This window comes from Nocardia sp. NPDC051570 (assembly GCF_044454005.1).
Classification (GTDB): domain Bacteria; phylum Actinomycetota; class Actinomycetes; order Mycobacteriales; family Mycobacteriaceae; genus Nocardia.
Window position 1 is genome coordinate 125423 of sequence record NZ_JBITDI010000017.1, and the last position, 24798, is coordinate 150220.

The following is a 24798-nucleotide window of genomic DNA, read 5'->3' on the forward strand; positions in this document are numbered from 1 at the left end:
CTGGAACATATTGTGTTACCTGATCTCCTTCCGATAGACCCGTTCGGTTCATACCGAGCACCTGAGAGCGGAGCTTTGTATGTCGCGTGACCTGCCCTTCGACGACGGTGATCCGGGCGCGGGCGATCATGCGGGGGATACCGCGTATCGGATCGCGACGGGCGTCGCGCGGGTGGCCCGGGCGGGCGCGTTCGTCACCGGCGGCGCGTTGGTCGCCGCCAACGGCAGTCCGGCGCCGGAGAACGAATCGCACAACAGCCGCATCACCGGCTGGTCGAGCAGCGATCCGCATCCCGAGGTGCCGAGCCCGGTCGTGTCCTATCCGGATCCGTCACCCGATTCGGTGCCGCCGCCGGTGCTGGGCAAGCACGCCCCCGCTCCGGTCACCACGCCGCTGCCGGTCCATCACGTCGATCCCCGGCCGGGCCCGTTCGGCCTGCCCGAGCTCAATCGCACCATGACCGAGGGCGCTCCGAATCTGGGGACCCCGGCCACCGGGACCGACGGCCACGCGCCCGGCCACGGTGTGCCCGGCCTTCCGACGCTGGACAATTCGCCCAGGTCGCATACCCCGTTCGGGTTACCGGGCAATGAGCACGGTCCATCCGGATTCGAATTGCCCAGTCTGCCCACGTATCCGACGCACGGGACGAGTGGATTCGAACTACCCGGTCTGGGCACACATCCGACGCCTGGGATGAGCGGTTTCGAGCTGCCCGGTCTGGGGACGCATCCGACGCCCGGGACGCACGGTTTCGAATTGCCCGGTCTGGGCACGTATCCGACGCCTGGGGCGAGCGGTTTCGAGTTGCCCGGTCTGGACGCGGATTCGACGCCCGAGACGCGCGGATTCGATCTGCCCGGTCACGACGCGAATCCGGCGGGACTACCGCTGAATCACGGTCTGGGCCTGCCCGGTACCGAGGGCCTGAATCTGCCCGGTATGAACGGATTGGCTCCGGGCGGTCTCGGTGTGCCCGATTCGGCTGTGCAGCCGCATCACGTATTCGACGGTGTCGGCGCCGGTAATCCGGGTGTGTTCCTCGGTACCGAGATGAAGGTCGACGCGCATATCGGGCTCGACGGCGTATGGCTGACCACCGAGACGAAGGTCCACTTCGCGGTCGGCGATGTGGGCCACCAGCTCGACGACTACTCGAACTGGCTGGGTTCGGGTGTGAATCACATTCCGACCGGCGACGGTTCGGCGGGTGTGCCGGATCTCGTTGCGGGACTTGGCCAGCAGTCGCCGCAGGCATATGCCGCGCCGCAGGCAACCGGCGCCGCGTCGGCGCATGGTGTCGGCCCGCACGCGCATGCGGGACACGGTATCGGTCCGCACGGCCCCGCGGCTCAGGCTCCCGGCGCCCATCCGCACAACCCCGGTGCACACGGCCCGCATCCGCACGGCTCGTCGACCCAGGGCTCCGGGCCGCTGGGATCCTCGGCGACCGCGAGCGGTTCGACCGTGTCCGGCTCGCAGGTCGGCGCGTCCGCGACCCAGGCCGTGGCGGGGTCGTCCGCGACGACCGGTCCGGCGCTGACCGGTACCCCGGCCGTCGCTCCGACCCCGGCCGCCACGGTTGTCACCGCGCCCGCCGCGCCCGTGGCCGTCTCTGCCCCCGTCGCGAATGTCGCTGTGGCCCAGCCGTTCACGTCGGCGATCGCCCCCGCGCCCGCGCTGGCGCAGCCGGTGGCCGCGACCCCGCTGCAGACCAACGGCGCATCGGAATCGGCCGCGCATCCGATCGCGACCGTGCTGCCGACCCATATAGCTCCGGTCGTGGCGGTGCCCATGGTCGCCGCGGGACGTACCGATATCGGAACCGCCGCCACCACGGCGTCGACCTCGCCCTCGGACAAGTCGCCCGCCGAACATCCGTCGGCCACCCCGGCCTCGCAGCCGCTGACCGATGTCGACAAGGCGAGCTCGGTCCCGCAGATCAGTGTCCCGACGACCGCAATCAGCCGTCCGGGCGATGCGACCACGATCACCCGTCCGGGCGATGCGACCACCACCCACATCGGGGACTCGACTACCACGCCCGGTGGCGGCGCCACGACGACCACGCGCCCGAGTGATCCGACCTCGACCCACGCCGGCGATCCGTCGACGCGGCCGACCGATGGCTCGACCGACGATTCGACCCGGAATCCGACCACCGGAACGGGCGGCTCGACCGGGACGCCGCCGGGCTCGCACGGTTCGGACGGCACAGGGACCGGCACCGGCACCACGCCGGGCGGCACCGGCAATTCGTCGGGTGGCACCGGTAACTCCTCGGGCGGGACCGGCACCACCTCGGGCGGGACCGGCAACTCGATGGGCCACGGCCCGACCGCCGCCGACCCGACCGGTGGCGGAACGCATTCGACCGTGCCGACCGGCCACGACGCGCCCGGAACCGGGGCCACCGCGCCGATCACCGTCAGCCCGAATTCGGGCGATATCGGCGGCGGTGGTGATGCCGGTGGCGCGGCCATCCATCCCGTACCGGTCGATCCGGGGCATGCGGTGACGCCGCCCCCGGCGGGCGGCGGCGGTGCCGTGCCCACGCAGGTGCCGGTGAAGCCGGTCGCGTATGTGGTCGACGCCTATGACAACTCGCCGTGGACCGACGATCACAGCGGCCTGACCGTCGCCGCGGGCGGTGCGCTGTCGAGTCATCTCATGCCCGACGCGACGTTCGCCGAATTGCACCATCCGGTGCTGCATCCCGTCGCCGATCTACACATCACGCTGTGACGGGGTCGGCCGCACTGGACTCCGGCACCGCCAAACATCCGGACGCGATGGCGCCACTGCTCGGGCTGCTCGATGAGCTGCTCGGGCAGACCCGCGTCTCCGGACGCGCGGATCTGACTGCGCGCCTGTCGATGTCGCGGGCCCGGGTCGCCGACCCGCGCGTGCGCCTGGTGGTCGTCGGCGAACCCAAGAACGGGATGAGCACCCTGGTGAACGGTCTGGTCGGGGCGGCGGTCAGTGCCACCGACAGTCCGATCAGCGTGCCGGTGATCGCCGAATACGGACCCGAGTCGACGGCCACGCTGGTCCGCTCCACGGTCGGCGGGCGCATCGAGCGGCAGCCGGTCGATCCGCTGAATCCGGGTCCCGCGCTGACCGCCGACGGTGTGATCCGTGCCGAATTCACCGAGCCCAGTGCGCTGTTGGCCGAGGGCTTCGTGGTGATGGACGCACCGGGCGCACCGGCCGACACCCCGACGACCTGGTCGCTGATCGCCGCATCCGACGCCGTGCTCTACGTCGCCGACGCCGGGGCCGAATACGGTCCGGAGCAGATCGCCCTGTTGCAGCGCATCCAGACGGTGTGCCCGACGGTGATCTGTGTGCTCAACAAGATCGATCGGTATCCGCACTGGGCCCAGGTGCAGCAGCGCAATCGGACCCTGCTCGACGATGCCGGACTCGGTTTCGCGGTCGCGCCGATCTCGGCCGAAATGCATCTGCGGGCCGGCGGCGATCGCCGTCGCGACCTGGAATCCGGTGTGCCGCAACTGATCGACCATGTGCGCGACTATGTGCTCGGCCGTGCCGACACGGTGGCGATCGAGTCGGCGGTGCGCGATATCCGCGTCATCACCGACCATCTCGCGCTCGCGTTGCGCAGCGAGGCCGAGACGCTGCGTGATCCGCGGCGCTACGGCGAGATCACCGAGCGGCTGCTCATGCTGCGCGCCGAGGCCGACGATCTGCGCCAGCGCTCGGCCAATTGGCAGGTCACCCTCGCCGACGGCTGCGCGGAGTTGATGGCCGATATCGAACACGATCTGCGCCACCGGTTGCGCAGCCTGATCCGCGACGCGGAAACCGAGATCGCACAGAAGGATCCGGCCCGCGGCTGGAGCGAATTCGGCGCGGATCTGGACGCGCGCATCTGCGAGGCGGTGGAGGAGAACTTCGTCATCGCGCACTACCGCTCGGTGGAACTGGCCGAACAGGTGACCAACAAGTTCGGCACCGACCGGGATGTGCCGCTGCCGGATATGCGGTTGGAGAATCCGGGCGAGGTGCTCGAGCCGGTCGCTTCGCTGGAGCCGCTGAACAGCGCGAAAATCGGTGTGGTGCAACCGATTCTGAACGTGATGCGCGGCGGCTACGGTGGCCTGCTGATGGTCGGCGTGCTACTGGCGAGCGTGGCCGGACTGCCGCCGGTGAACTGGTATTCGGGTACGGCCGCGGTGTTGCTCGGCGCGAACGCGCTGTGGGAGGACCGCAAGCTGCGCCGCGAAAAGCGCCAGGCCGAGGGCAAGGTCGCGGTCGCCCGCCTGATGGACGACGTGATCTTCCAGGTCGGCAAGGAATCCCGCAACCGCCTGCGTGCGGCTCAGCGGATCCTGCGCGATCACTTCACCAATCTGGCCAATCAGACCCTGCGCTCGGTCGACGAATCCCTGCGCGCCGCCGAGGAGGCCGCCGCGGTCCACTCACCGGACGGGCGTAACCGCCGCCTCACCGATATCGAATCGTCGCTGGTGCAACTTCGTGATCTTCGCGAACGGGCCGACGCGATCTGACCTGCCGACGGCCGATCGGTGCGGTAGGTTACGCCGAACCGTCTTTCTTCTTGCGAAGGAACCATTTTGCGCACCAAACTCCTTGCCGGTCTGCCTATCGGCCTGCTGTTGACCTCGGCCGCCCTCGCGCTGGCCCCCGCGGCCGAGGCCGCCGCGCCCACCTACACCTGTACGGCCGACGACGCCGACGGCCAGGCGCTGCAGCCGGTCACGGTGGAGGCCAAGCGCGGCCCCGAACAGGCCCGCCTGCGGGCCCGCCCGGAGTGGTACGGCCACGCCGACTTTCAGACGATCGCCTGTACCCCGAGCTGATCCCGGCGAAGAGCGCGCCGGGATCATGAAAGTGGGCGCGCCGGGATCATGAAAGTGGGCGCGCCGGGATCATGAAAGTGGGCGCGCCGGGATCATGAAAGTTGCCCGTCTGGATCATGAAAGTGGGCCCGTCGGGACCATGGAAACGGGTGCGCCGGGATCATCAAAGTGGGCCCGCCGGGACCGTGAAGGTGGGCGCGGCGGGACCAGGGCGGGGGCTCAGGTGCGGTGCGCCGGATGGAAGTCGCCCGAAGAGATGGACTGTTCGGCTCGGATGATGTGGGTGAGGGCGTTGATCAGGGCCAGGTGGGTGAAGGCCTGGGGGAAGTTGCCCAGGTGACGGCCCGTGCGGGGGTCGAGTTCCTCGGCGTAGAGCTCGAGTGGGCTGGCATAGCCGAGCAGGCGTTCGCACAGGCGGCGGGCGCGGGCGACCTCGCCGATCTCGACCAGCGCGGAGACCAGCCAGAACGAGCAGATGGTGAATGTGCCCTCCGCGCCGGACAATCCGTCGTCGGTGGTCTCGGTGCGGTAGCGCAGCACCAGGCCCTGATCGGTGAGGTCGTTCGCGATGGCCAGCACAGTGTCGCGCACGCGCTCGTCGGAGGCGGGCAGGAAGCGCACCAGCGGCATCAACAGCAGTGACGCGTCGAGGGATTCGCCGCCGTAGGTCTGGGTGAACACCCCGTCGCTGTTGACGCCCTTCTCCAGGATGTCGGCGTGGATCTCGTCGGCGATGTCGGCCCACTTCTTGGCATAGTCCAGCTCGCCGTGCATCGCGGCCAGTTTCGCGCCGCGATCCAGCGCCACCCAGCAGAACATCTTCGAGGAGGTGAAGTGCTGGGGATCGCCGCGCACCTCCCAGATGCCACGATCGGGTTCGCGCCAGTTGTCGATCGCACTGCGCACGGCCTTTTCCAACATGGGCCACAGCGTCTCCGGCACCTGCTGGCGCGACTTCACATGCAGGTACACCGAATCCAGCAGCACGCCCCACACATCGTGCTGCTGCTGGTTGTAGGCGCCGTTGCCGATCCGGACCGGTTGTGCGCCGTCGTAGCCGTGCAGATGGGACAGTTCGGATTCGTCGATCGCGCGTTCGCCGCCGACGGCGTAGAGCACCTGCAGGGGCAGCGGCTCGCCGTTCCCGGTGCTGGCCACATCGTGCAGGAAGGCGAAGAAGTCGTCGGCCTCCCGGTTCAGCCCGAGCGTGTACAGACCCCACAGCGCGAAGCTGGAATCGCGCACCCAGGAGTAGCGGTAATCCCAATTACGTTCGCCGCCAGGGGTTTCCGGTAGCGAGGTGGTGGCCGCCGCGAGCAGCGCCCCGGTCGGCGCGTAGGTCAGGCCCTTCAGCGTGAGCGCGCTGCGCTGCAGATATCCGCGCCACGGATGGTCGGGGAACTTGCCGAGGGTGATCCACTGCCGCCAACTCTCGGTGGTCGCCCACATCTTCTGCGCGGCCTCGGCGAAGGTGCGCGGCGGCGGCAGCGGCGACCACGACAGCGCGACGAACGCCTCGTCGCCCTCGGTCATCCGGCTGCGGGCGCGCGCCTCGCGGCCCTCGATGCCGATCCGCAGATCCGTGGTGAGCGTCAGATTCGAACACGGCAGATCGGCGCCCTCGGAGGTGGCCGTGGCCTGCTCGTAGACGTCGCCGGTGTACTCCCACCGTGAGGGTGCCCGGTGATAGTCGAAGGCGGGCTCGCAGCTGACCTCCACCTCCACCACCCCGCTCACACACTTCACCGTCCGCAGCAGGATGTGCTCGGCATCCCAGTCCATCGGGGTGCGGCGATAGGTGCGGCTGCGTTTGTCGTTGTTGTGCCACGGGCCGAGCACCAGCGCGTCGCGCACGATCAGCCAGCCGGTATCGGTCTGCCAGGTGGTCTCGAGGATCATCCCGCCGGGCAGATATCGCCGCGCGGCGGGCACGTTCACCCCGTAGGGGCCGACCCGGAAGTGGCCCGCGCTGCGGTCCAGCATCGCGCCGAACACGCTGGGGGCGTCCGGTCGCGGCAGGCACATCCACTCGACCGATCCGTTGCGGGCGATCAGGCAGTTGACCTCGCAGTCCGACAGGAAGGCGTAGTCGTCGATGGGCGGGAAGTTCGATTTGTGCGTCGTGCCCAGGGACGCCGGGACGAATCCGCCCGCCAGCTGGGAATCAGGGATGTCGGCAAGGGGATCGCGGCGAACGGGGATGATCTCCGGCGCGAGGTCGTCGGTGATCGGTTCATCGAATGACGCCATAGGAACCATCATCGGTGCGGTCGCCGATCCCGTCCACCAGCCGCGCGAAGGCGACCGGCCCGGCCCGGTGGGCGCGGCAGCTACTACCCTGGGGTTCGTGCATCACATTGCTGGCTGGTGGGACGGCTTCGAACTCTGGGTGGCCGGTCTGCCGTTCGTACCGCAGTTCGCCGTCGTCCTGGTGGGGATGATTCCGGTGAGCTTCGCCCTCGCCTGGCTGCTCGATCGGGGCCTGCGGGTGGTGTTGCGACTGCTGGGCCGCGATCGGGTCGCGGTCCGGGAATCCCAGCCGCCGGCCCCCGCGCCCCGGCCGGTGCGGAAGGAAGCCGCCTGATGCCCCGTTCACGCGTCCAGTTGGCCCTGATCGCCCTGTTGGTGCTGGTCGTGGTGGGGTGGCTTCTGACCCGGTGACGGGACCTCGTGAAGTTCGCTGGCGGATTGCCAAAAATGTTCGCCCCGAACCGGGTTGGGGTACTGTGCAGCCATGCCAACCGATGAGGATTTCGCGGAACTCGAGCAGTTGCTGGAGTCCGATGAGCTCGAAGAAAGTCCCCGCCTGATCGCCACCCACTACGCCTCTCCCGAAGAGGCGATCGAAATGGTTCGGGCAGCTCAGCTGCTCGGTCTCGGCGTCCGCCTGCAGAACCGGCTGCGGGTCGACGAGGACGGCGAGGACGGCGAGGAGACCGCCACCGAGGAGTGGATCCTCGATCTGCTCGAGAGCCCGCCGGAGGTGGAGGAGGACTAGCCGATCTCCTCGACTCCCGCATCATGCCCCTGAGGCCCCGGATATGTTGCGGGGCCTCCTTTCATTTCCATTTGGGTGATTCGCGAGGTTTCCTCGCGCTCTGCTAAAGTCTGCCCGTGTCGTCGAGTGTTGTGCCGCAGGTCCGCCATGAGTTGGCGTTGATCGCAGTGCGCTGCCTCGTCATCGCAGACATCTACTGTCGCTGACAGCTGCCGGGTCCGGCTGCGCGTATCTTCCTCATAGACCGGCGCGCATACCTTTTCGCAGACCGAACCCGTTCCCGCGGCGTCTCGCCGTAGCCGCGCCACTGCCGCGAGATTCGTCGCGACAGGTCCGATCGGCACCCCACGTTCCGCCACACCACCGGTATCCGTCCGTGGCGGGCAGCAGGAAAGGTTCACCCGATGCCTCGCAATTCCCGGCTCTTCTCGCGTAGACGCACCGCCGCCGTCGCGCTCACCGCGCTGGCGGCCGTGGCCCTGACCGCCTGCAGCGGCGGAGCCAGCGATACCGCCGGCGGCGGCGACGGGAGTGGGGGCGGCAGTTCGCTGACGCTGTTCGCCTATTCGGTCGCCAAGCCGGGCTTCGACAAGGTCATCCCCGAATTCAACAAGACCGAGGCCGGTAAGGGCGTCGGCGTGCAGGCCTCCTACGGCGCGTCCGGCGATCAGTCCCGCAAGGTCAAGGACGGCGCTCAGGCCGATGTGGTGAACTTCTCCGTCGAACCCGACATCACTCGCCTGGTCGATTCCGGCCAGATCGACGCGAACTGGAATGCCGACGCCGACAAGGGAATTCCGTTCGGCTCGGTGGTCGTGATCGCGGTCCGCAAGGGCAATCCGAAGGGCATCAAGGACTGGGACGATCTACTCAGGCCGGGCGTCGAGGTCGTCACCCCGAATCCGTTCAGCTCGGGTTCGGCCAAGTGGAATCTGCTCGCTCCCTACGCCGCCGAGAGCGAGGGCGGTAAGAATCCGCAGGCGGGGCTGGACTACCTGAGCAAGCTGATCTCCAAGGATCACATCAAGGTTCAGCCGAAGTCGGGCCGCGAGGCCACCGACACCTTCCTGCAGGGCACCGGCGACGTGCTGCTCAGCTATGAGAACGAGGCGCTGTTCTCCGAGCGCAACGGCGATCCGATCGAACACTTCGTCCCGCCGACCACCTTCAAGATCGAGAATCCGGTGGCGGTGCTCAGGAACGCGAAGAACCTCGACAAGGCCGTGAAGTTCAAGGACTTCCTGTTCACCCCGGACGGTCAGAAGGCATTCGCGCAGGCCGGTTACCGCCCGGTGGATCCGAAGGTCGCGGCCGATTTCGCCAAGGATTTCCCGCAGCCGCAGAAGCTGTGGACCATCGCGGATCTGGGTGGGTGGAAGCAGGTCGACAAGGATCTGTTCACCCCGAACACCGGCAGTGTCGCGGTGATCTACGACAAGGCCACCAAGTAGCGATGAGACAACGCATGACCGGTGCGGTCGGGCCGCTCGGCATCGCGATCGCGGTGCTGTGGCTCAGCCTGATCGTGCTGCTGCCGCTGGCCGCGCTGACCTTCCATTCCTTCGATGACGGGTGGTCCGGTTTCTGGGACGCCGTCAGCGCGCCCGCGGCGCTGGACGCGCTGCGGGTGACGGTATTCGTCTCGGTGATCGTGGCCCTGATCAACGTCGTCATGGGCACCCTGATCGCCTGGGTGCTCGTGCGCGACGAGTTCCCGGGTAAGGGCATCGTGAACGCGCTGATCGATCTGCCGTTCGCCCTGCCGACCATCGTGGCCAGCATCGTGCTGTTGTCGCTGTACGGCCCGGAGAGCCCGATCGGGGTGCATCTCAACGCGACTGCGCCGGGTCTGGTGGTGGCGCTGGCGTTCGTCACGCTGCCGTTCGTGGTGCGCTCGGTGCAGCCGGTGCTGATCGAGGCCGACCGGGAGGTGGAACAGGCCGCGGCCTCGCTGGGCGCGGACAACCTGACCACCTTCCGGCGGATCGTGCTGCCCACGCTCGCCCCGGCGATCATCTCCGGCGGCGGGCTCGCCTTCGCCCGCGCCCTGGGCGAATACGGTTCGGTGGTGTTGATCGGCGGCAACATTCCGCGCGAGACCCAGATGACCTCGCAGTACATCCAGCAGCAGATCGAGGTGGACCGGCCGGTGAACGCGGCGGCGGTTTCGGTTGCGCTGCTGGTGATTTCGTTCCTGACCCTGATCGTCCTGCGGATCTTCGCCGACCGCACCGCGCGGAAGGAACAGCTGTCGCGATGAAACTGTCCGCACCGACCAGGATTTCGCTGCGCGTGCTCGCGCTGGCCTATCTGCTCGTTCTGCTCGTCGCGCCGCTGATCATCATTCTGTGGCGCAGTTTCGAGCGCGGTATCGGCGCGTTCGTGGCGTCGATCAGCACCCCGGCCGCGATCTCGGCATTCGACCTGTCGCTGCTGATCGTCGCCATCGTGGTGCCGGTGAACGTGGTGTTCGGCGTGATCACCGCGATCGCGCTGGTGCGCCGAAACTTCCCGGGCCGCAGCCTGATTCAGGGCATCGTGGATCTGCCGTTCGCGGTGTCGCCGGTGGTGGTCGGTGTTTCGCTGATCATGCTGTGGGGAGTGAACGGCTGGTTCGGCGGCGTCGAAAACCTCGGATTCAAGGTGATTTTCGGGCTGCCGGGCATGGTGCTCGCCACCATCTTCGTGACGCTGCCGTTCGTGGTCAGCGAGGTCGTTCCGGTGTTGCACGAGATCGGCGACGATCAGGAGCAGGCCGCGGCCACCCTCGGCGCCACCCGCTGGCAGACGTTCTGGCGAATCACGTTGCCCGCCATCCGATGGGGCCTGACCTACGGCATCGTGCTGACCGTCGCACGCGCCCTCGGTGAATTCGGCGCGGTCATCATGGTGTCCTCGGCGCTGCCCGGCATCTCGCAGACGCTCACGCTGCTGGTGGACGGCCGATATGTCAACGACCACAACACCTTCGGCGCCTACTGTGCGGCGACCCTGCTGATGGGTCTCGCGCTCGTCACCCTGATTCTGATGACCCTCCTCGAACGCAAGCGGGGTACCGCCAAATGATCACCGTGACCAACGCGAACAAGCGCTACGGCGCGTTCGCCGCACTCGACGATGTCAGCCTCGACATTCCCTCCGGCGAATTGACCGCGCTGCTCGGGCCGTCCGGATCCGGGAAATCGACGCTGCTGCGCTCGATCGCGGGCCTGGAATCGCTGGACTCCGGGGTGGTGACCATCGCCGATCGCGATGTGACCCGGGTGCCGCCGCAGAAGCGCGATATCGGCTTCGTCTTCCAGCATTACGCCGCGTTCAAACATATGAGCGTGCGCGACAACGTGGCGTTCGGACTGAAGATCCGCAAGCGGCCCAAGCGCGAAATCGACCGGCGCGTGGACGAATTGCTCGGCATCGTCGGACTCGACGGCTTCCAGCACCGCTATCCGGCACAGCTGTCCGGTGGCCAGCGCCAGCGCATGGCCCTGGCCCGCGCGCTGGCCGTGGATCCCCAGGTACTGCTGCTGGACGAGCCGTTCGGCGCGCTGGATGCCAAGGTCCGCCACGATCTGCGCACCTGGTTGCGGCGGCTGCACGAGGAGGTGCATGTGACCACCGTGCTGGTCACCCACGATCAGGAGGAGGCGCTGGATGTCGCCGACCGGATCGCGGTGATGAACGCCGGGCGCATCGAGCAGGTCGGCAGCCCCGAGGACGTCTACGACCGTCCCGCAAACGAATTCGTCATGTCCTTCCTCGGCGCGGTCGCCAAACTCAACGGCCACCTCGTCCGCCCGCACGACATCCGCATCGGCCGCGATCCGGGCATGGCCCTGGCCGCCCACGAGGGCACGGCCGTATCCGCGGGCGTCACCCGCGCGAAGGTCGAACGCATCGTGCACCTGGGCTTCGAGGTCCGCCTGGAACTGCGCAACGCCGCCACCGGCGACCTGTTCACCGCGCAGGTCACCCGCGGCGACGCCGAGGCACTGCATCTGCGCGACGGCGAAACGGTCTTCGCCCGCGCCACGCGAATCCCCGAACTACCCGCGGGCTGACGCCATCTGGCGATACAACACCGCACCGGCGCTCGGCGGACAACCTCGTGTCCTCTGCTTGGCAAGCTCTCAGCACAGTGATTGCCTTGACTCGGGTCGGATCACGGTTCGATAAACACGGCTCGTCGACCGAGGTGAGTGCGATGACGGTTGGGCTCGGAGTGAGTATCGGCACGGTCAACACGGTCTGTGCCGTGTCGACCACCGGCGGGGACGCCAAGGGCAGAGCGCGGAGCGGGCCACCGGTCACCTGGCGCACGACCCTCACCTTCGACAGCACCGGCACCGCCCGCGTCGGCCGCATCCCCCGACACGGCAGGGCCATCACCGAATTCGCCGATCTCACCCAGCGCACCGCCCCGACGGCCCGGGTCGGACATCGCGCGCTGTCGGCGGCGGATCTGGTGGCGACGGTCGCCGAGAGCGTCATCCGGCAGGTGCTCGCCGCGAAACCCGATGCGGGCGTGAGTATCACGATCACCCATCCGATCGCCTATCCCGCCGAGCGCGTCGCCGATCTGCGCTATGCGCTGGATTCGGTGGGATTAGCGCAGTCCCGGCTGGTCGCCGAGCCGATCGCCGCCACCGCCTGGCTCGAGGCGCAGCACGGTCCGCTCATGCCGGGTCTGACACTCGTCTACGACCTGGGCGGCTCGGGTCTGACCGTGACGCTGGTGCGGGTCGGGGCGGGCTGTCCGGTCAATCCGATCGTCGGAGAACCGGTGCGCTCCACGGCATTCGGCGGCCGTGCCTTCGGCGCCCTGATGGCCCGGCAGGCGCACTGGGGCGCCACCGACGCGCCCACTCTGGTCGGCGTGCTCTCCGATGCCATGATCACCGAGCTGCGCGCCACGCATATTCGGCAATCCCTGGGGCTGGTCTACGAATGCCTGCGCATCGCCGACGTCACGATGGCCGATGTCGATCGTGTCCTGGTGGTCGGCGGCGCGGCCCGCCCGCCCGAGGTGGCGGGGCTGCTGGGCGATGCCCTGGCCCGCCCGGTCTTCGTCGCGCGCGATCCCGAGCGCACCATCGCCGACGGCGCGGCCATCCTGGCCTGCCGCGCGGCCGCGGCGCCGGGTCGGATCGCCTATCGCCGGATCGTCTGGATCGGCAGCGCACGGCTGCGGCGACGGCTGACCCGTGCGGCCGTCACCACGGCGGTGGCCGTGGCGGGCGCGCTGTTCGCCGCGACCGCGGTCGCCAGCGACGGGCCCGGCAGTGTCGTGATCGACGCCGGTGGCGTCTGCATCGTCGCGCCCGCGCACTGATCCGAGTGTTACTTGGGTCACACCCATAGCGCGACTACTCACCGGTACTCCCTGCTCGGGTGTACACCTGTGCACTGAAGGGGGATTCCGGGCCCGGTCTGTCCGGGTCGGTCGGTTGACGCGACTGATTGTTGGTGTAACCATGGGACACAGTTATTAGTGCGATATGGAGAGGCTGTGACGACGATGTCCGTTGCCGCGATGCCCGACGTCGACCCCGTGGTCGCCCAGGCCCAGGAGTATGCGCAGAAGTTGATGCTGCTCTCCGAGGGTTCGGTGAACAAGCACTTCGATCCCTTCGAGGATATCGACTGGGACGATCCGGATTTCGCCGCCGATGCCGGCGAGGAACGCTGGGTCCTGCCCGTCTCCGGTGACACGCTCGGCCGCCATCCCTGGTATCAGGCGCAGCCGCTGGAACGCAAGATCGCCATCGGCAAGTACCGCCAGGCCAATGTCGCGAAGGTCGGCCTGCAGTTCGAGTCCATCCTCATCAGCGGCATGGTGACGCATATCTTCGGCGTGCCCAACGGTTCGCCCGAATTCCGGTACTGCTCCCACGAGATGATCGAGGAGCACAACCACACCCTGATGTTCCAGGAGATGGTCAACCGGATCGGCCTCGACGTGCCCGGCATGGGCCCGCTGGTGCGCAAGTTCAAGTACGTGGGCGCCCCGGTCGCCGCGCTGTTCCCGAACCTGTTCTTCATGGCCGTGCTCGCCGGCGAGGAGCCGATCGACCACATCCAGAAGGCGATCCTGCGCTCGGGCGACGAGGTACACCCGATCATGCGCGGCGTGATGGCCATCCACGTGGCCGAGGAGGCGCGGCATATCTCCTTCGCGCACGAATTCCTCAAAAACCATGTGCCCGGGACGAATCCGGCCAACAAGTTCATCCTCTCGATCGCGATGCCGATCGTCATGTGGATCCTGGGCCGCTCGATCTACACCCCGCCGCGGTCGTTCTGGCGGGAGTTCGACATCCCGGACTCCGTGCGCAAGGAGCTGTTCTACGGCACCAAGGAAGCCAAGCAGGACTTCAGCGACCTCTTCGGCGATGTGCGCACGCTGGCCAGGGACATCGGCCTGATGAACCCGATCGCCAAGCGCGTGTGGAAGCTGCTGCGGATCGACGGCCACACCACTCGGTACCGTTCGGAGCCGCTGCGCGCCGTGCGGGCCGGGTGAGCCTCGATGCCCTACGTCGTCACGCAATCCTGTTGCAGCGACGCCTCGTGCGTGTACGCCTGCCCGGTCAACTGCATCCATCCCACGCCGGATGAACCGGACTTCCTGACGGCGGAGATGCTCTACGTCGATCCGCAGGCATGCGTGGACTGCGGCGCCTGCGCGAGCGCCTGCCCGGTGGACGCGATCACCTCCACGAAGAAGCTGACCGAGGACCAGAAGCCGTTCATCGAGATCAACGCGGCCTTCTACCGCCAATCCCGGCTGCGGCCCATAATGGCCAAACCCGTTCCGGCCCCGGCGGTTTCGGCCGAGCGCGGGCCGCTGCGGGTGGCGATCGCAGGTTCGGGGCCGTCGGCGATGTACGCCGCGGACGAACTGCTCACCCAGCGCGATGTCAGCGTGACGGTGCTGGATCGGCTGCCGGTGCCCTACGGGCTGGCCCGCCACGGCGTCGCGCCCGACCACATTCGCACGCGGCAGGTCAGTCGGCTGTTCGACGTGATCTCGGCCCAGCCCGGATTCGGTTCGTATCTGAATGTAGCCGTGGGCGAGCATCTTTCGCATGCCGATCTGCTCGAGCATTTCCATGCGGTGATCTATGCCGTCGGCGCCTCGGCCGACCGTAAGCTGTCGATTCCGGGGGAGGGGCTGCCCGGCAGCGCCTCGGCCACCGAATTCGTGGCCTGGTACAACGGGCATCCCGATCAGGCGGATCGGGAATTCGATCTGTCGCATCGGCGCGCGGTGATCGTCGGCAACGGCAACGTGGCCCTCGACGTGGCCCGCATCCTGACCTCCGATCCGGAGCTGCTCACCGGTACCGACGTCGCGCCCCGGGCCCTGGAGGCGTTGCGGCACAGCAAGATCGAGGAGGTCGTGATCGTCGGCCGCCGCGGGCCCGCCGAATCCGCCTTCACCGTGCCGGAATTCGTGGGACTGCTCGGCGCCGACATCGATATCGTCGTCGAGGGCGATATGCCGGACGCGGTGGCGGATACGGCGCAGAAAGTGGAGCAGAAGCTGGACCTGCTGCGCGGGCTGGCCGATCGGCCGGTGGGCGCCCGCAAGCGGATCGTCCTGCGCTATCTGTCCGCGCCGGTCGCGCTCGCGGGTATCGACCGGGTGACCGGAATCGAGCTGATCCGCACCGAACTCGTCACCGGCGCCGACGGCACGGTGCGCGCGGTTCCCACCGACGCGATCGAAACCCTCGATGCCGGGCTCGTGCTCGCGTCCGTGGGCTACCGCGGTGTGCCGTTGCCGGGGCTGCCGTTCGACCAGGGGCGGGGAGTGATTCCGAATGTCGAGGGGCGAGTCGTGCGGGCCGCCGACGGCGTGACGGTGCCGGGCACCTATGTCACCGGCTGGATCAAGCGCGGTCCGACGGGTTTCATCGGCACCAACAAGTCCTGCGCTCAGCAGACGGTGCGCCGGCTGGTGGACGACTTCAATACCGGGCGCTTGGCCGAACCCGTCCGGGACGCAGGCGATTTCGACCGACTGGTCACCGATCGTAGCCCGGGTGCGATTCGCGGTGGTGCGTCCGCGCGGCCGTGGTGGAAGCGAAAGCTGCTGACCCGGGGCTGATTTCGCCTGTGCCCGGCCGAGTAACACCCCGGGGCCGCGCAACGACTCTCCTTGTGCGAGACCGGTTTCGCGGACCGAGTGGTTGCTCGGCGGCGGGGGATGTGTCGGGAATGCCTCGAACTCGAGGGTCGGCAACCGTCCAGCCATTAGGAAATGGTCGGTTGAATTCAAGCGCCGGGAGATCAACTACTGCACTGTGCAGCGCACCGGTCGGTATTCATTGAGAATTACTGTGCGGTAGCTGGTTTCAGTCGGTATTGGACGATTGAGTGAGGAATTGAGGCCCTCAGCTCGACTCTTATGCCCTTCTATCAGGGCATTTGTACTGCGGACCAACGGGTATGAAACCTATTCTCCGCATTCGGTATTCGTGATCGTCAAGTGCCAGCTAACCTAAGTTCGCTGTTTGGTAAACGACCGCGACCACATGACTCGTCTACGTGGGGCCGTGGTCTCGGTGCGTTGACGGGATGGCAATGACTGTTGGCTTCGGCGTGAGCATCGGCACAGTGAACTCCGTGTGGGCGGCTACCTCCCGGGAGCGTGAGCGACCCGATGTGCGGATCCGGCGCACGGCCGTCACCTTCGACAATGCGGGCGGCGCACGGATCGGCGGCATTCCCCGATTCGCCCCGGTGGTCACGGATTTCGCCGATCTCACCCGCGACAGCGAACCGGTCGTGCTGGGCGGACGCATCTGGACCCCGGCCGATCTGGTGGCCGCGGTCGTCGCCTGCCTGATCGCCGCGAACGAGCCCGCCGCCGGACCGATCGCCACCTATCCCGCCTGCTATCCGGGTCGTCAGATGACCGCGCTGCGGCATGCTCTGGACTGGTCGGGTTCGGCCGACGTCATGCTGATGCCCGAACCGGTGGCGGCCGTGGAATGGCTGGATACCGAGTACGGGGTGTCGGAGAACGGTCTCACCCTGGTCTACGACCTGGGCGGTAACAGCCTCGACGTCGCCGTCGTGCGCACCGAGGCCGATCGCGACGAGCGCGGCGTGCTCGGCGCGGCGGTGCGTTCCTATAATTACGGCGGGCGGCCGCTGGGCACGATTCTCGCCCGCTACGCGCGGGCCCTGTCCCCGGATATGCCGTCGCCGGTGTCGAAGGTGGTACCCGCCATCGACACCAAACGCCTGCGCATCTGGCATGTCCGCAATTCCCTTCGCGTCGTGCGCAATTGCGTGCACGCGGCCGGGCTGACCCTGCGCGATATCGATCGGGTGCTGCTGATCGGCGGTGCGGTGCGCCCGGCCGAGGTGGCGCAGGTGCTGGCCGAGCTCGGACCGCCGGTCGTGCTGGCGCCCGATCCGGCGCATACCGTCGCGACCGGTGCCGCGCTCGCCTCCGCCCGCCTGACCGACAGCGGCGTGAATCTGGCGCGATACGCCCGGGGAGCGGCCGTGATATCCAGCGCCGCGGTGGTGTCCGCCATGGCGATGTCCGCGGCGACCATGCTCGGTAGTGGGCCGATCGGAACCGACGGTCCGGCACTGGAATTCGCGCCCGCGCTGGCCGATCCGGTCGGCGCGGGGCATACCGTCGGCGAGCTGCGGATGTTCGATGGCCTCGACGATATGGCGGCCGCATCCGGGGATACCGATGCGCTGCTGACATCGTTCGGCGGGCGCATGAGCTCGTATAGTGCGGTGGCGCAGGCGATGTCGGCTCCGGCGGCGGTCGAGAAGACGATCCGCTCGCACGATATGGGATCGCCTTGTGAGCCGCCCGGCTACCGCGCCGTCTATGCCGATCCGGCGCACTTCATCAATCCGCTGCCGTTCATCCCGCCGACTTCCTACGTGGCCGCGCCGGTCGGACAGGTGGTCTTCGGGCAGATCCCGTCGATCAGCCTGCCCGGGCCGTTCGTCGGACCTGTCGTGGGGCAGCTGCCTGTGCTCGATACGGGGGGCGGGACGATCGCGCCCGCACCCGCGCCGGTCGATGCCCCGCCGCCCGCGGGTGGGACTGTCGTCTCGGCCCCGAATCCCGGTACTGCGCAGCCGAGTTCGGGCACTGGCGATGCGAGTGCGCCCGCCTCCGGCGGTGCGGCGGCCGACCCGGTCTCGGCCGGGCCCGGTTCCTCGGCTCCGGCGGGTGGGACGTCGAGTTCGCCGGGTGCGGGCGGTGGTGGGGCCGCATCCAGTGGGGAAACATCCTCGGGGACAGCGGGATCCGGCGGTACGGCAGCGTCCGGTGGCGCCGAGACCTCGAGTGGTTCGACGTCGTCGGGTGGTTCGGCCTCATCAGGTGGTTCGACGTCGTCGGGTGGCTCGACGTCCTCCGGCGGTTCTCCTTCGGCTGGAGGCAATTCCGGCGGCGGGGTCTCGGCCGGAGGTAATTCTGGCGGTGGGGCCTCGACTGGAGGCAACTCTGGTGGTGGGGCGGCCGGTGGTGGGGCGGCCGGTGGCGGCGCGTCGAGCGGTGGTGCCGCCTCCGGAACCAGCTCGGGCGGAACAACTTCCGGTAGAGCCGCGACAACTTCCGGTGGCGCCGCGTCGAGCGGTGGCACCTCTCATAGCGCGAGTTCCGCGGGGGGAAGTTCGGGCGGCGGCTCCCACCACTGAGGCCTTCCTACTCGACCGGACCATCGTCGGATATCGAGTACCGGGGTCGGCAGACCCCATCCGATTGTGTTTCACCGCACATATGTCGCGATCGATTGCCGAACGGCTGGCCGGTTGGGGGTCTCGGTGGAAGTCGTCGAATCCGAGGATGTTCGAGGTCACCTGCGGAATCCGGCCGCCGAGTCGACCGCGCTGCACGGGAATCGACTTTCGTTATCCCGGAAGTACTGCTGCCCAGTACCTTTCACTCCAATCCGGAAGTCTGCCTCGGTTTGATCTTGCCGGGCACGTCGGGGTATGAATAGCGTTCAATTCAAAACTAGACATTTCGGTCAGTCGGGGGATCGGGAGTCGGGGAGGAAGATCGATCATGGTCCGTCGGACCGCTAGGAATATGAGCCGTGCCCTGCTGATGGGGGCACTGCCGATCGCAATCGCCTTGAATGTCACCGGTGTCGCCCAGGCGGCCCCGCAGCCGGCGGCGGTCGTGCAGACCGTCGACGCGCCCGTGCAGGCCGCGCCGGTCGCGGAGGGGGTCTCCGCCGGTGTTCCGCTGGAGATCGCGACGAATCCCGATGCGCAGGATCATGATCCGGTGCACAACGGCATCGCCGCGGGCGCCCTGGCCGGAGCCACCGGCTCCGCGGTCCTGGGCGCCGTCACCGGCCTGGGCATCATGAGCATCCCGTGGGCGATCTCCGGTGCGATCAGCGGCCTCATGTGGGGCACCGTGATCGGCGCGCTGGTGGGCGTCCTCGCTCCGCAGGCCGTGCCGCAGGTTCTGCCCTGACGTAACGCCTGACAACGGCCGCACACCGAATCGGTGTGCGGCCGTTGTGCGTTCGGCCGTCGTGGCGAATTCGGGCACGTTATTGATGTGTCATGTATTGCCTGACGCGGCGGCGCGAGGAGACTGGTTTGATGGACGCCAGAATCATCGGGACCGTGATGCCGGTGCTCGAGATCGGATTGCAGCCGGGTGAGAGCGTGGTCGCCGAGGCGGGACAGCTGTCCTGGATGACTGATTCGATTCGGCTGCATACCTCCGCGCGGGTCGGCGGCGGCATGTTCCGCGCGGTGAAGCGGGCCTTCACTGGTGCCGGATTCTTCATGACCGAATACGGCGCGGACCGGCATCCGGGCATGGTGGCCTTCGCCGCGCGCCTGCCCGGCCAGATCGTGCCGATCACGCTGGAGTCCGGTGCGGACTATCTGGTGCATCGGTACGGATTCCTCTGCGGCGTAGGCGATGTGCGGGTGTCGACGAGTTTCCAGCGGCGATTGGGCGCGGGCATCTTCGGCGGGGAGGGATTCATCCTGGCGCGGGTTTCCGGGTCCGGGCATGCGTGGGTGGAGCTGTCCGGCGAGGTGGTGCAGTACGACCTCGCGCGGGGGGAGACGCTGCGAGTGCACCCCGGCCACGTCGGAATGTTCGATGCCGGAGTGAGTTTCGATATCACGCTGATGCGCGGTGTGCGCAACATCTTGTTCGGCGGCGACGGGCTGTTCCTGGCCGCGCTGACCGGCCCGGGCCGGGTGTGGCTGCAGTCGCTCACCATCAGCAATCTGGCCCAGGCCCTGCTGCCCTACCTGCCGCTGCCGGAGCGGGACAACGGACAGTGATGCGGGTGGGTTCGGGGCCATCGGTAAGAATGGGCTGGTGGACACTGCACTCAGGCCCGAGCTGATAGCGCTGGATGTGGACGGCACGCTCCTGCTGACCGGGCAGCCGGTCTCGCCGCGAGTCCGAGCCGCGGTGCGTGCCGCGAGCGCGGCCGGGGCGCATGTCGTGATCACCACGGGACGGACACTGCTGGCCACCCGGCTGGTGGTGGAGGAGCTGGGGCTCCAGGAGGGGCAGGCGCTGTGCTCCAATGGCGCTGTGCACGTGGATGTCTCGAACTGGAAGCCGTTGGCCCTGCACACCTTCGACCCGAAACCCGCTGTGGGCGTGCTGCGCTCGCGATTTCCGGATATGGTGCTCTCGGTCGAGAAGGTCGGCGTCGGCACCTGGACCACCGGCTACTATCCGGGCAGCTTCCGGCTCGGCGAGTACCGCTTCGTCGAGGACAGCGAACTGAGCCTGGAACCCACCACCCGCCTCAACGGCTGGTGGCCCGGCGGCACCCTCGCCGATATGGTGAAACTGCTCGACGAGCTGACCCTCCCCGGCGCCGGCTGGGTCCACGGCGATAACGAGCCCTTCCTGGTCGCCAGCAAACAGGGCGTCTCCAAGGGCTGGGCCCTGGAACGCCTGCGCCAGCAACTCGGCATCCCCCGGGCGGCCACTCTGGCCATCGGCGACGGCTACAACGACCGCGAAATGCTCACCTGGGCAGGCCATTCGGTAGCCATGGGCAATGCGGTCCCGCCGATCCTGGAACTGGCCGACGAGATCACCCTGGACGTACACGAGGACGGCGTCGCGGTAGTCCTGGAGCGCTGGTTCCACAACTGATGCGCCCCTGAGTAATTCCCGATGAGGGCGCTGGCACACACACCCGTATCCCCGTGGCCGCACCCCAGGTCTCCCTCGCGGGCTTTGTCCCCGTCTCCCGGCCCCCAGGGCCGGGAGACGGGGTCTCATGCTGCCATGCGGCGGGCGTCCAGACCGCGGACCGCCGTCGTATAGCGGCTGTCGATGACCTCTCCGACCAAGGGATGGTTGCCGATCGGGGCCGCGTGTGCGATGTCGGAGGCGGTGGTAATCAGTCGGTCGGTCAGCAGACCCGGTGCGAGGAACCAGGGGGCCACGACGATGCGTGCGCAGCCGCGGGCCCGAAGCCGGGAAATGGCTTGGGGCAGGCCGGGTTCGGCGGTGACGAAGCAGACCGAGGTGCGCCATGCCGTTCCGGCGGCCAGGAGGCGGCCGACGTGGCGGGTGCGGTGGTTGGCCTCGGGGGAGGAGGAACCCACGGCGGCCACGGCGATTCCGAGGCCGGTGTCGTGAATGTCGGCCCCGGTCGCCAGGACTCGCTCACGCAGCGCGGTGACCAGGCGAATGTCCATGCCCAGCACATCCGCCTGGGTCAGGCGTAACCCGGGATGCCGGGATCGCGCCCGCGCCAACAGATCCGGAAGATCCACCCGCGCGTGATAGGCGCTGCCCAGCAGTAGCGGCACCACCACCGCATCGGTATGCCCCCGCGCCGCAAGGGAATCCACGACCTGCCCCACCGAGGGCGTGCTGAGGTCGAGGAAGGCCGGGTGGACGTCCAGGCCGGGCCGCCGCAGGGCGAGGTCCGCCACGACGGTCGACACCGTCGCCGCCGAGCGCGGATCCCTACTGCCGTGCGCCACCGCGATCAGCGCGGGGGATGCGGACCCCATCTCACACCCCGGCCTCGGTGCCGACCTCCACCGAGGTCAGCACATCGCCTACCAGCCCGGCGGCCAGCGTGTTGCCCCCCGCCGGATCGATGAGCAGGAAGCTGCCGGTATGCCGGTTGGTCCGGTAGTCGTCGGCGGCGATCGGATCGGCGACGCGGATGTTGATGCGGCCGATATCGTTGAGGGATAACGATTCCGGCGCGGGATCCGCGGCCAGGTTCTGCTCGTCGAATCGCTCGATGAGCGCGCCGACGATCGCCTGGGTGGTGCGGGTGCCGTGCTTGAGCAGCAGCCGGGCGCCGGGGCGCAGCGGCTTATCGCCCAGCCAGCACACGGTGGCGTCGAAGGAGTCGATCGGTTCGGGCGCGTCCGCGGCGGCGACGATCGTATCGCCGCGAGAGACGTCCACCTCGTCGGCCAGGATCAGCGTCACGCTGCGGCCCGACTGCGCCGAGGGCAGCTCACCGTCGGGGGTGTCGATCCGCTCGATCGTGGTCCGCACGCCCGACGGCAGCACCACCACCTCGTCACCCTTGGCGACCACACCGGCCGCGACCTGCCCGGCATAGCCGCGATAGTCCGGATACTCCGCGGTGCGCGGCCGGATGACGTACTGCACCGGAAACCGCAGGCCGATCGAGTGCGGCCCCGAACTGTCGGCATCGGCCGGCACCGATTCCAGATGTTCGATCAGCGAGGGCCCGTCGTAGTACGGGGTGTCCTGCGAGCGTGAGGCGATGTTGTCGCCGTGCAGCGCCGAGACCGGAATCGCCACCACATCCCCGGCCGCCCAGCCGAGTCTCGTTGTCAGTTCGGCGAATTCGGCTGTGATCCGCTCGAAGACCCCGGCCGCGTCGTCGACCAGATCGATCTTGTTCACGGCCAGTACCAGCCGCGGCACACCCAGCAGCGCCATCACCGCGGCGTGCCGGCGGGTCTGCTCGATCACGCCCTTGCGCGCGTCGACCAGCAGGATCACCAGCTGTGCGGTCGAGGCGCCCGAGACCGTATTGCGGGTGTACTGCACATGTCCGGGCGTATCGGCGAGTACGAAAGACCGTGCGGGCGTGGCGAAGTAGCGATAGGCCACATCGATGGTGATGCCCTGTTCGCGCTCGGCCCGCAGGCCGTCGACCAGCAGCGAAAGGTCCGGCGTGGCAAGGCCCTTGTCCACCGACGCGCGGGTGACGGCGTCGATCTGGTCGGCCAGTACGGATTTCGTGTCGTAGAGCAGGCGGCCGACCAGCGTGGACTTGCCGTCGTCGACACTGCCGGCGGTGGCCAGCCGGAGTAGGTCGGACATCAGAAGTAACCCTCTCGCTTGCGGTCTTCCATCGCGGCCTCCGACACCCGGTCGTCGCCGCGCGTAGCGCCGCGCTCGGTGAGGCGGGACGCGGCCACCTCGGCCAGGATCTCGGCATTGGTGGCGGCGGTGGAAAGGATTGCGCCGGTGGAGGATCCGTCGCCCACGGTGCGGTAGCGCACCGATCGGATCGATAACTGTTCGTCCTCGCGCGGGCCGCCCCATACGCCGGGCGTCATCCACATGCCGTCGCGCTGATACACCGGGCGCTCGTGCGCGTAGTAGATCGACGCGAGATCGACGTTCTCCCGCGCGATATAGCGCCAGATGTCGAGTTCGGTCCAGTTGCTCAGCGGGAACACCCGCACATGCTCACCGGCCGCGTGCCGCCCGTTGTACAGATTCCACAGCTCCGGCCGCTGCCGCTTGGGATCCCAGCGCCCGAACGCATCGCGCAGCGAGAAGATCCGCTCCTTGGCCCGCGAACGCTCCTCGTCGCGGCGGCCGCCGCCGAATACCGCGTCGAATCGGTTGTCGGCGATGGCATCCAGCAGCGGCACGGTCTGCAGCGGATTGCGGATCCCGTCGGGCCGCTCGCTCAGCCGCCCGTCGGCCAGATAGTCCTCCACGGCCGCGACATGCAGTCGCAGCCCGTACTTCTCGACCACCCGGTCCCGGAACTCCAGCACCTCGGGCAGATTGTGCCCGGTGTCGACGTGCAGCAGCGCGAACGGCAACGGCGCGGGCCAGAACGCCTTGAGCGCCAGATGCAGCAGCACGGTGGAATCCTTACCGCCGGAGAACAGAATCACCGGCCGCTCGAATTCCCCCGCTACCTCACGGAAGATATGGATCGACTCGCTCTCGAGCGCGGCGAGCGTATCGAATTCGGTATCGGTGGCTGAGGCAGTCATGATTGGTGTAGCCCGCATTCGGTCTTGGCGAGGCCGGCCCAGCGGCCGCTTCGCGGATCGGATCCCGGTTCCGGCTTCCGTGTGCACGGAGCGCAACCGATGGATGGATATCCCTCCTCTACAAGGGGATTGACGAGGATGCCGTATTCGTCGATGTAATCGGACATCTCATCGTCGGACCATGCGGCGATCGGGTTGATCTTCACCAGGCCGAACGCCTCGTCGTAGGAGATCAGGGGCGCACCCGCGCGGGTGGGGGCCTCGACCCGGCGGATGCCGGTGACCCAGGCGTTGTAGCCCGACAGTGAGCGCCGCAGCGGCACCACCTTGCGCAGGCGGCAGCATTCGTTGGGCTCGCGGGCGAACAGATCCTTGCCCAGCATCGAATCCTGTTCGGCCACCGTATGTTCGGGGGTCACGTTGACCACGTTCACGCCGTAGACGGCCTCGACCGCATCACGGGTGCCGATGGTCTCGGCGAAGTGGTAGCCGGTATCGAGGAACAGCACATCCACGCCCGGACGCACCTGCGCCGCAAGGTGAACCAGCACCCCGTCCTGCATATTGGAGGCCACGATGTAGTTGGGGCCGAAGGTCTCCTCGGTCCAGCGCAGCAGCTCCGCCGCCGAGGCGTCCGGACCCAGCTGTGCCGCACCATCTTCGGCGATCTTGCGCAGCTCGTCCTCGGACAGCTTCTCCAGAGTGGTTGCCATAGCAGATAT

At 68.0% G+C, this 24798-nt stretch carries 22 protein-coding genes; 17 read left to right on the forward strand and 5 right to left on the reverse strand.

Annotated elements, in window-relative coordinates; all coding sequences use genetic code 11:
* Positions 1-79 precede the first annotated feature (79 nt).
* The 3 genes from ACIA76_RS33800 (at position 80) to ACIA76_RS33810 (ending at position 4848) form a co-directional block, all read left to right on the forward strand.
* Positions 80-2746 carry a hypothetical protein gene (locus tag ACIA76_RS33800; RefSeq protein WP_397157781.1) on the forward strand — a complete coding sequence of 889 codons (2667 nt, stop codon included), beginning with the start codon at positions 80-82 and terminating at the stop codon, positions 2744-2746.
* On the forward strand, positions 2743-4536 hold the full coding sequence (locus ACIA76_RS33805) for a hypothetical protein (RefSeq protein WP_397157783.1): 1794 nt from the start codon (positions 2743-2745) through the stop codon (positions 4534-4536). The genes ACIA76_RS33800 and ACIA76_RS33805 overlap by 4 nt, the downstream gene beginning before the upstream one ends.
* 66 nt (positions 4537-4602) lie before the next feature.
* Positions 4603-4848, forward strand: a complete 246-nt coding sequence (locus ACIA76_RS33810) for a hypothetical protein (RefSeq protein ID WP_397157785.1) — start codon at positions 4603-4605, stop codon at positions 4846-4848.
* Positions 4849-5067: 219 nt separating this feature from the next.
* On the opposite strand, the gene ACIA76_RS33815 is transcribed toward ACIA76_RS33810, so the two are convergent.
* Entirely contained in the window at positions 5068-7098 is a 2031-nt protein-coding gene (locus ACIA76_RS33815; protein WP_397157787.1) for a glycoside hydrolase family 15 protein, read from the reverse strand.
* A gap of 97 nt (positions 7099-7195) precedes the next feature.
* On the opposite strand from ACIA76_RS33815, the gene ACIA76_RS33820 reads away from it, so the two are divergent.
* The 14 genes from ACIA76_RS33820 to ACIA76_RS33885 all read left to right on the forward strand — a co-directional run bounded on the left by ACIA76_RS33820 (position 7196) and on the right by ACIA76_RS33885 (position 20987).
* Complete coding sequence (locus tag ACIA76_RS33820) at positions 7196-7432, forward strand: hypothetical protein (protein ID WP_397157789.1); 237 nt, start codon at positions 7196-7198, stop codon at positions 7430-7432.
* A gap of 150 nt (positions 7433-7582) precedes the next feature.
* A complete protein-coding gene (locus ACIA76_RS33825; RefSeq protein WP_397157791.1) occupies positions 7583-7846 on the forward strand; it encodes a hypothetical protein in 264 nt (87 codons plus the stop codon).
* Positions 7847-7977: 131 nt separating this feature from the next.
* Positions 7978-8052, forward strand: coding sequence for an Ms4533A family Cys-rich leader peptide (locus ACIA76_RS33830; RefSeq protein ID WP_397157900.1), 75 nt, complete (start codon positions 7978-7980; stop codon positions 8050-8052).
* Between the two features lie 198 nt (positions 8053-8250).
* The gene (locus tag ACIA76_RS33835) at positions 8251-9297 is read left to right on the forward strand and encodes a sulfate ABC transporter substrate-binding protein (RefSeq protein ID WP_397157793.1); all 1047 of its coding nucleotides are present in this window, start codon (positions 8251-8253) and stop codon (positions 9295-9297) included.
* A gap of 2 nt (positions 9298-9299) precedes the next feature.
* Positions 9300-10106, forward strand: coding sequence for a sulfate ABC transporter permease subunit CysT (gene cysT / locus ACIA76_RS33840; RefSeq protein WP_397157795.1), 807 nt, complete (start codon positions 9300-9302; stop codon positions 10104-10106).
* Positions 10103-10912: a sulfate ABC transporter permease subunit CysW gene (cysW, locus tag ACIA76_RS33845; RefSeq protein WP_397157797.1), complete on the forward strand. Its 810-nt coding sequence runs from the start codon at positions 10103-10105 to the stop codon at positions 10910-10912. The genes cysT and cysW overlap by 4 nt, the downstream gene beginning before the upstream one ends.
* Positions 10909-11904, forward strand: a complete 996-nt coding sequence (locus tag ACIA76_RS33850; RefSeq protein ID WP_397157799.1) for a sulfate/molybdate ABC transporter ATP-binding protein — start codon at positions 10909-10911, stop codon at positions 11902-11904. The genes cysW and ACIA76_RS33850 overlap by 4 nt, the downstream gene beginning before the upstream one ends.
* Positions 11905-12047: 143 nt before the next feature.
* Positions 12048-13175 (forward strand): Hsp70 family protein, encoded by a 1128-nt coding sequence (locus tag ACIA76_RS33855; protein ID WP_397157801.1) that lies wholly within the window; start codon positions 12048-12050, stop codon positions 13173-13175.
* Between the two features lie 186 nt (positions 13176-13361).
* Positions 13362-14366 carry a diiron oxygenase gene (locus ACIA76_RS33860; RefSeq protein ID WP_397157901.1) on the forward strand — a complete coding sequence of 335 codons (1005 nt, stop codon included), beginning with the start codon at positions 13362-13364 and terminating at the stop codon, positions 14364-14366.
* Between the two features lie 6 nt (positions 14367-14372).
* Positions 14373-15956 carry a 4Fe-4S binding protein gene (locus ACIA76_RS33865; protein ID WP_397157803.1) on the forward strand — a complete coding sequence of 528 codons (1584 nt, stop codon included), beginning with the start codon at positions 14373-14375 and terminating at the stop codon, positions 15954-15956.
* Positions 15957-16465: 509 nt separating this feature from the next.
* Complete coding sequence (locus ACIA76_RS33870) at positions 16466-18529, forward strand: hypothetical protein (protein WP_397157805.1); 2064 nt, start codon at positions 16466-16468, stop codon at positions 18527-18529.
* 394 nt (positions 18530-18923) lie between these two features.
* Positions 18924-19319, forward strand: coding sequence for a hypothetical protein (locus ACIA76_RS33875; protein ID WP_397157806.1), 396 nt, complete (start codon positions 18924-18926; stop codon positions 19317-19319).
* A gap of 131 nt (positions 19320-19450) precedes the next feature.
* Entirely contained in the window at positions 19451-20152 is a 702-nt protein-coding gene (locus tag ACIA76_RS33880; protein WP_397157808.1) for a TIGR00266 family protein, read from the forward strand.
* Positions 20153-20189: 37 nt separating this feature from the next.
* Complete coding sequence (locus tag ACIA76_RS33885) at positions 20190-20987, forward strand: HAD family hydrolase (protein WP_397157809.1); 798 nt, start codon at positions 20190-20192, stop codon at positions 20985-20987.
* 125 nt (positions 20988-21112) lie between these two features.
* Here the strand turns inward: ACIA76_RS33885 and ACIA76_RS33890 are convergent, their stop codons facing one another.
* The 4 genes from ACIA76_RS33890 to ACIA76_RS33905 are packed head-to-tail and all read right to left on the reverse strand — an operon-like array spanning position 21113 to position 24789.
* Complete coding sequence (locus ACIA76_RS33890) at positions 21113-21859, reverse strand: sirohydrochlorin chelatase (RefSeq protein ID WP_397157811.1); 747 nt, start codon at positions 21857-21859, stop codon at positions 21113-21115.
* Between the two features lies 1 nt (position 21860).
* Entirely contained in the window at positions 21861-23162 is a 1302-nt protein-coding gene (locus ACIA76_RS33895; protein ID WP_397157813.1) for a sulfate adenylyltransferase subunit 1, read from the reverse strand.
* Positions 23162-24076: a sulfate adenylyltransferase subunit CysD gene (gene cysD / locus ACIA76_RS33900; protein WP_397157815.1), complete on the reverse strand. Its 915-nt coding sequence runs from the start codon at positions 24074-24076 to the stop codon at positions 23162-23164. Before cysD ends, ACIA76_RS33895 begins: the two co-directional genes overlap by 1 nt.
* Positions 24073-24789: a phosphoadenylyl-sulfate reductase gene (locus ACIA76_RS33905; RefSeq protein ID WP_397157817.1), complete on the reverse strand. Its 717-nt coding sequence runs from the start codon at positions 24787-24789 to the stop codon at positions 24073-24075. Before ACIA76_RS33905 ends, cysD begins: the two co-directional genes overlap by 4 nt.
* Between the last annotated feature and the right edge of the window lie 9 nt (positions 24790-24798).

Excerpts from the sequence above, each read along its gene's own strand:
- cysT (WP_397157795.1), top strand. The coding sequence starts at position 9,300 with ATGAGACAACGCATGACCGGTGCGGTCGGGCCGCTCGGCATCGCGATC.
- ACIA76_RS33875 (WP_397157806.1), top strand. The coding sequence starts at position 18,924 with ATGAGCCGTGCCCTGCTGATGGGGGCACTGCCGATCGCAATCGCCTTG.
- ACIA76_RS33815 (WP_397157787.1), bottom strand. The coding sequence starts at position 7,098 with ATGGCGTCATTCGATGAACCGATCACCGACGACCTCGCGCCGGAGATC.
- ACIA76_RS33825 (WP_397157791.1), top strand. The coding sequence starts at position 7,583 with ATGCCAACCGATGAGGATTTCGCGGAACTCGAGCAGTTGCTGGAGTCC.
- ACIA76_RS33905 (WP_397157817.1), bottom strand. The coding sequence starts at position 24,789 with ATGGCAACCACTCTGGAGAAGCTGTCCGAGGACGAGCTGCGCAAGATC.
- ACIA76_RS33800 (WP_397157781.1), top strand. The coding sequence starts at position 80 with ATGTCGCGTGACCTGCCCTTCGACGACGGTGATCCGGGCGCGGGCGAT.
- ACIA76_RS33835 (WP_397157793.1), top strand. The coding sequence starts at position 8,251 with ATGCCTCGCAATTCCCGGCTCTTCTCGCGTAGACGCACCGCCGCCGTC.
- ACIA76_RS33890 (WP_397157811.1), bottom strand. The coding sequence starts at position 21,859 with ATGGGGTCCGCATCCCCCGCGCTGATCGCGGTGGCGCACGGCAGTAGG.
- cysW (WP_397157797.1), top strand. The coding sequence starts at position 10,103 with ATGAAACTGTCCGCACCGACCAGGATTTCGCTGCGCGTGCTCGCGCTG.
- ACIA76_RS33895 (WP_397157813.1), bottom strand. The coding sequence starts at position 23,162 with ATGTCCGACCTACTCCGGCTGGCCACCGCCGGCAGTGTCGACGACGGC.
- ACIA76_RS33865 (WP_397157803.1), top strand. The coding sequence starts at position 14,373 with ATGCCCTACGTCGTCACGCAATCCTGTTGCAGCGACGCCTCGTGCGTG.
- ACIA76_RS33855 (WP_397157801.1), top strand. The coding sequence starts at position 12,048 with ATGACGGTTGGGCTCGGAGTGAGTATCGGCACGGTCAACACGGTCTGT.
- ACIA76_RS33850 (WP_397157799.1), top strand. The coding sequence starts at position 10,909 with ATGATCACCGTGACCAACGCGAACAAGCGCTACGGCGCGTTCGCCGCA.
- ACIA76_RS33860 (WP_397157901.1), top strand. The coding sequence starts at position 13,362 with ATGTCCGTTGCCGCGATGCCCGACGTCGACCCCGTGGTCGCCCAGGCC.
- ACIA76_RS33880 (WP_397157808.1), top strand. The coding sequence starts at position 19,451 with ATGGACGCCAGAATCATCGGGACCGTGATGCCGGTGCTCGAGATCGGA.
- cysD (WP_397157815.1), bottom strand. The coding sequence starts at position 24,076 with ATGACTGCCTCAGCCACCGATACCGAATTCGATACGCTCGCCGCGCTC.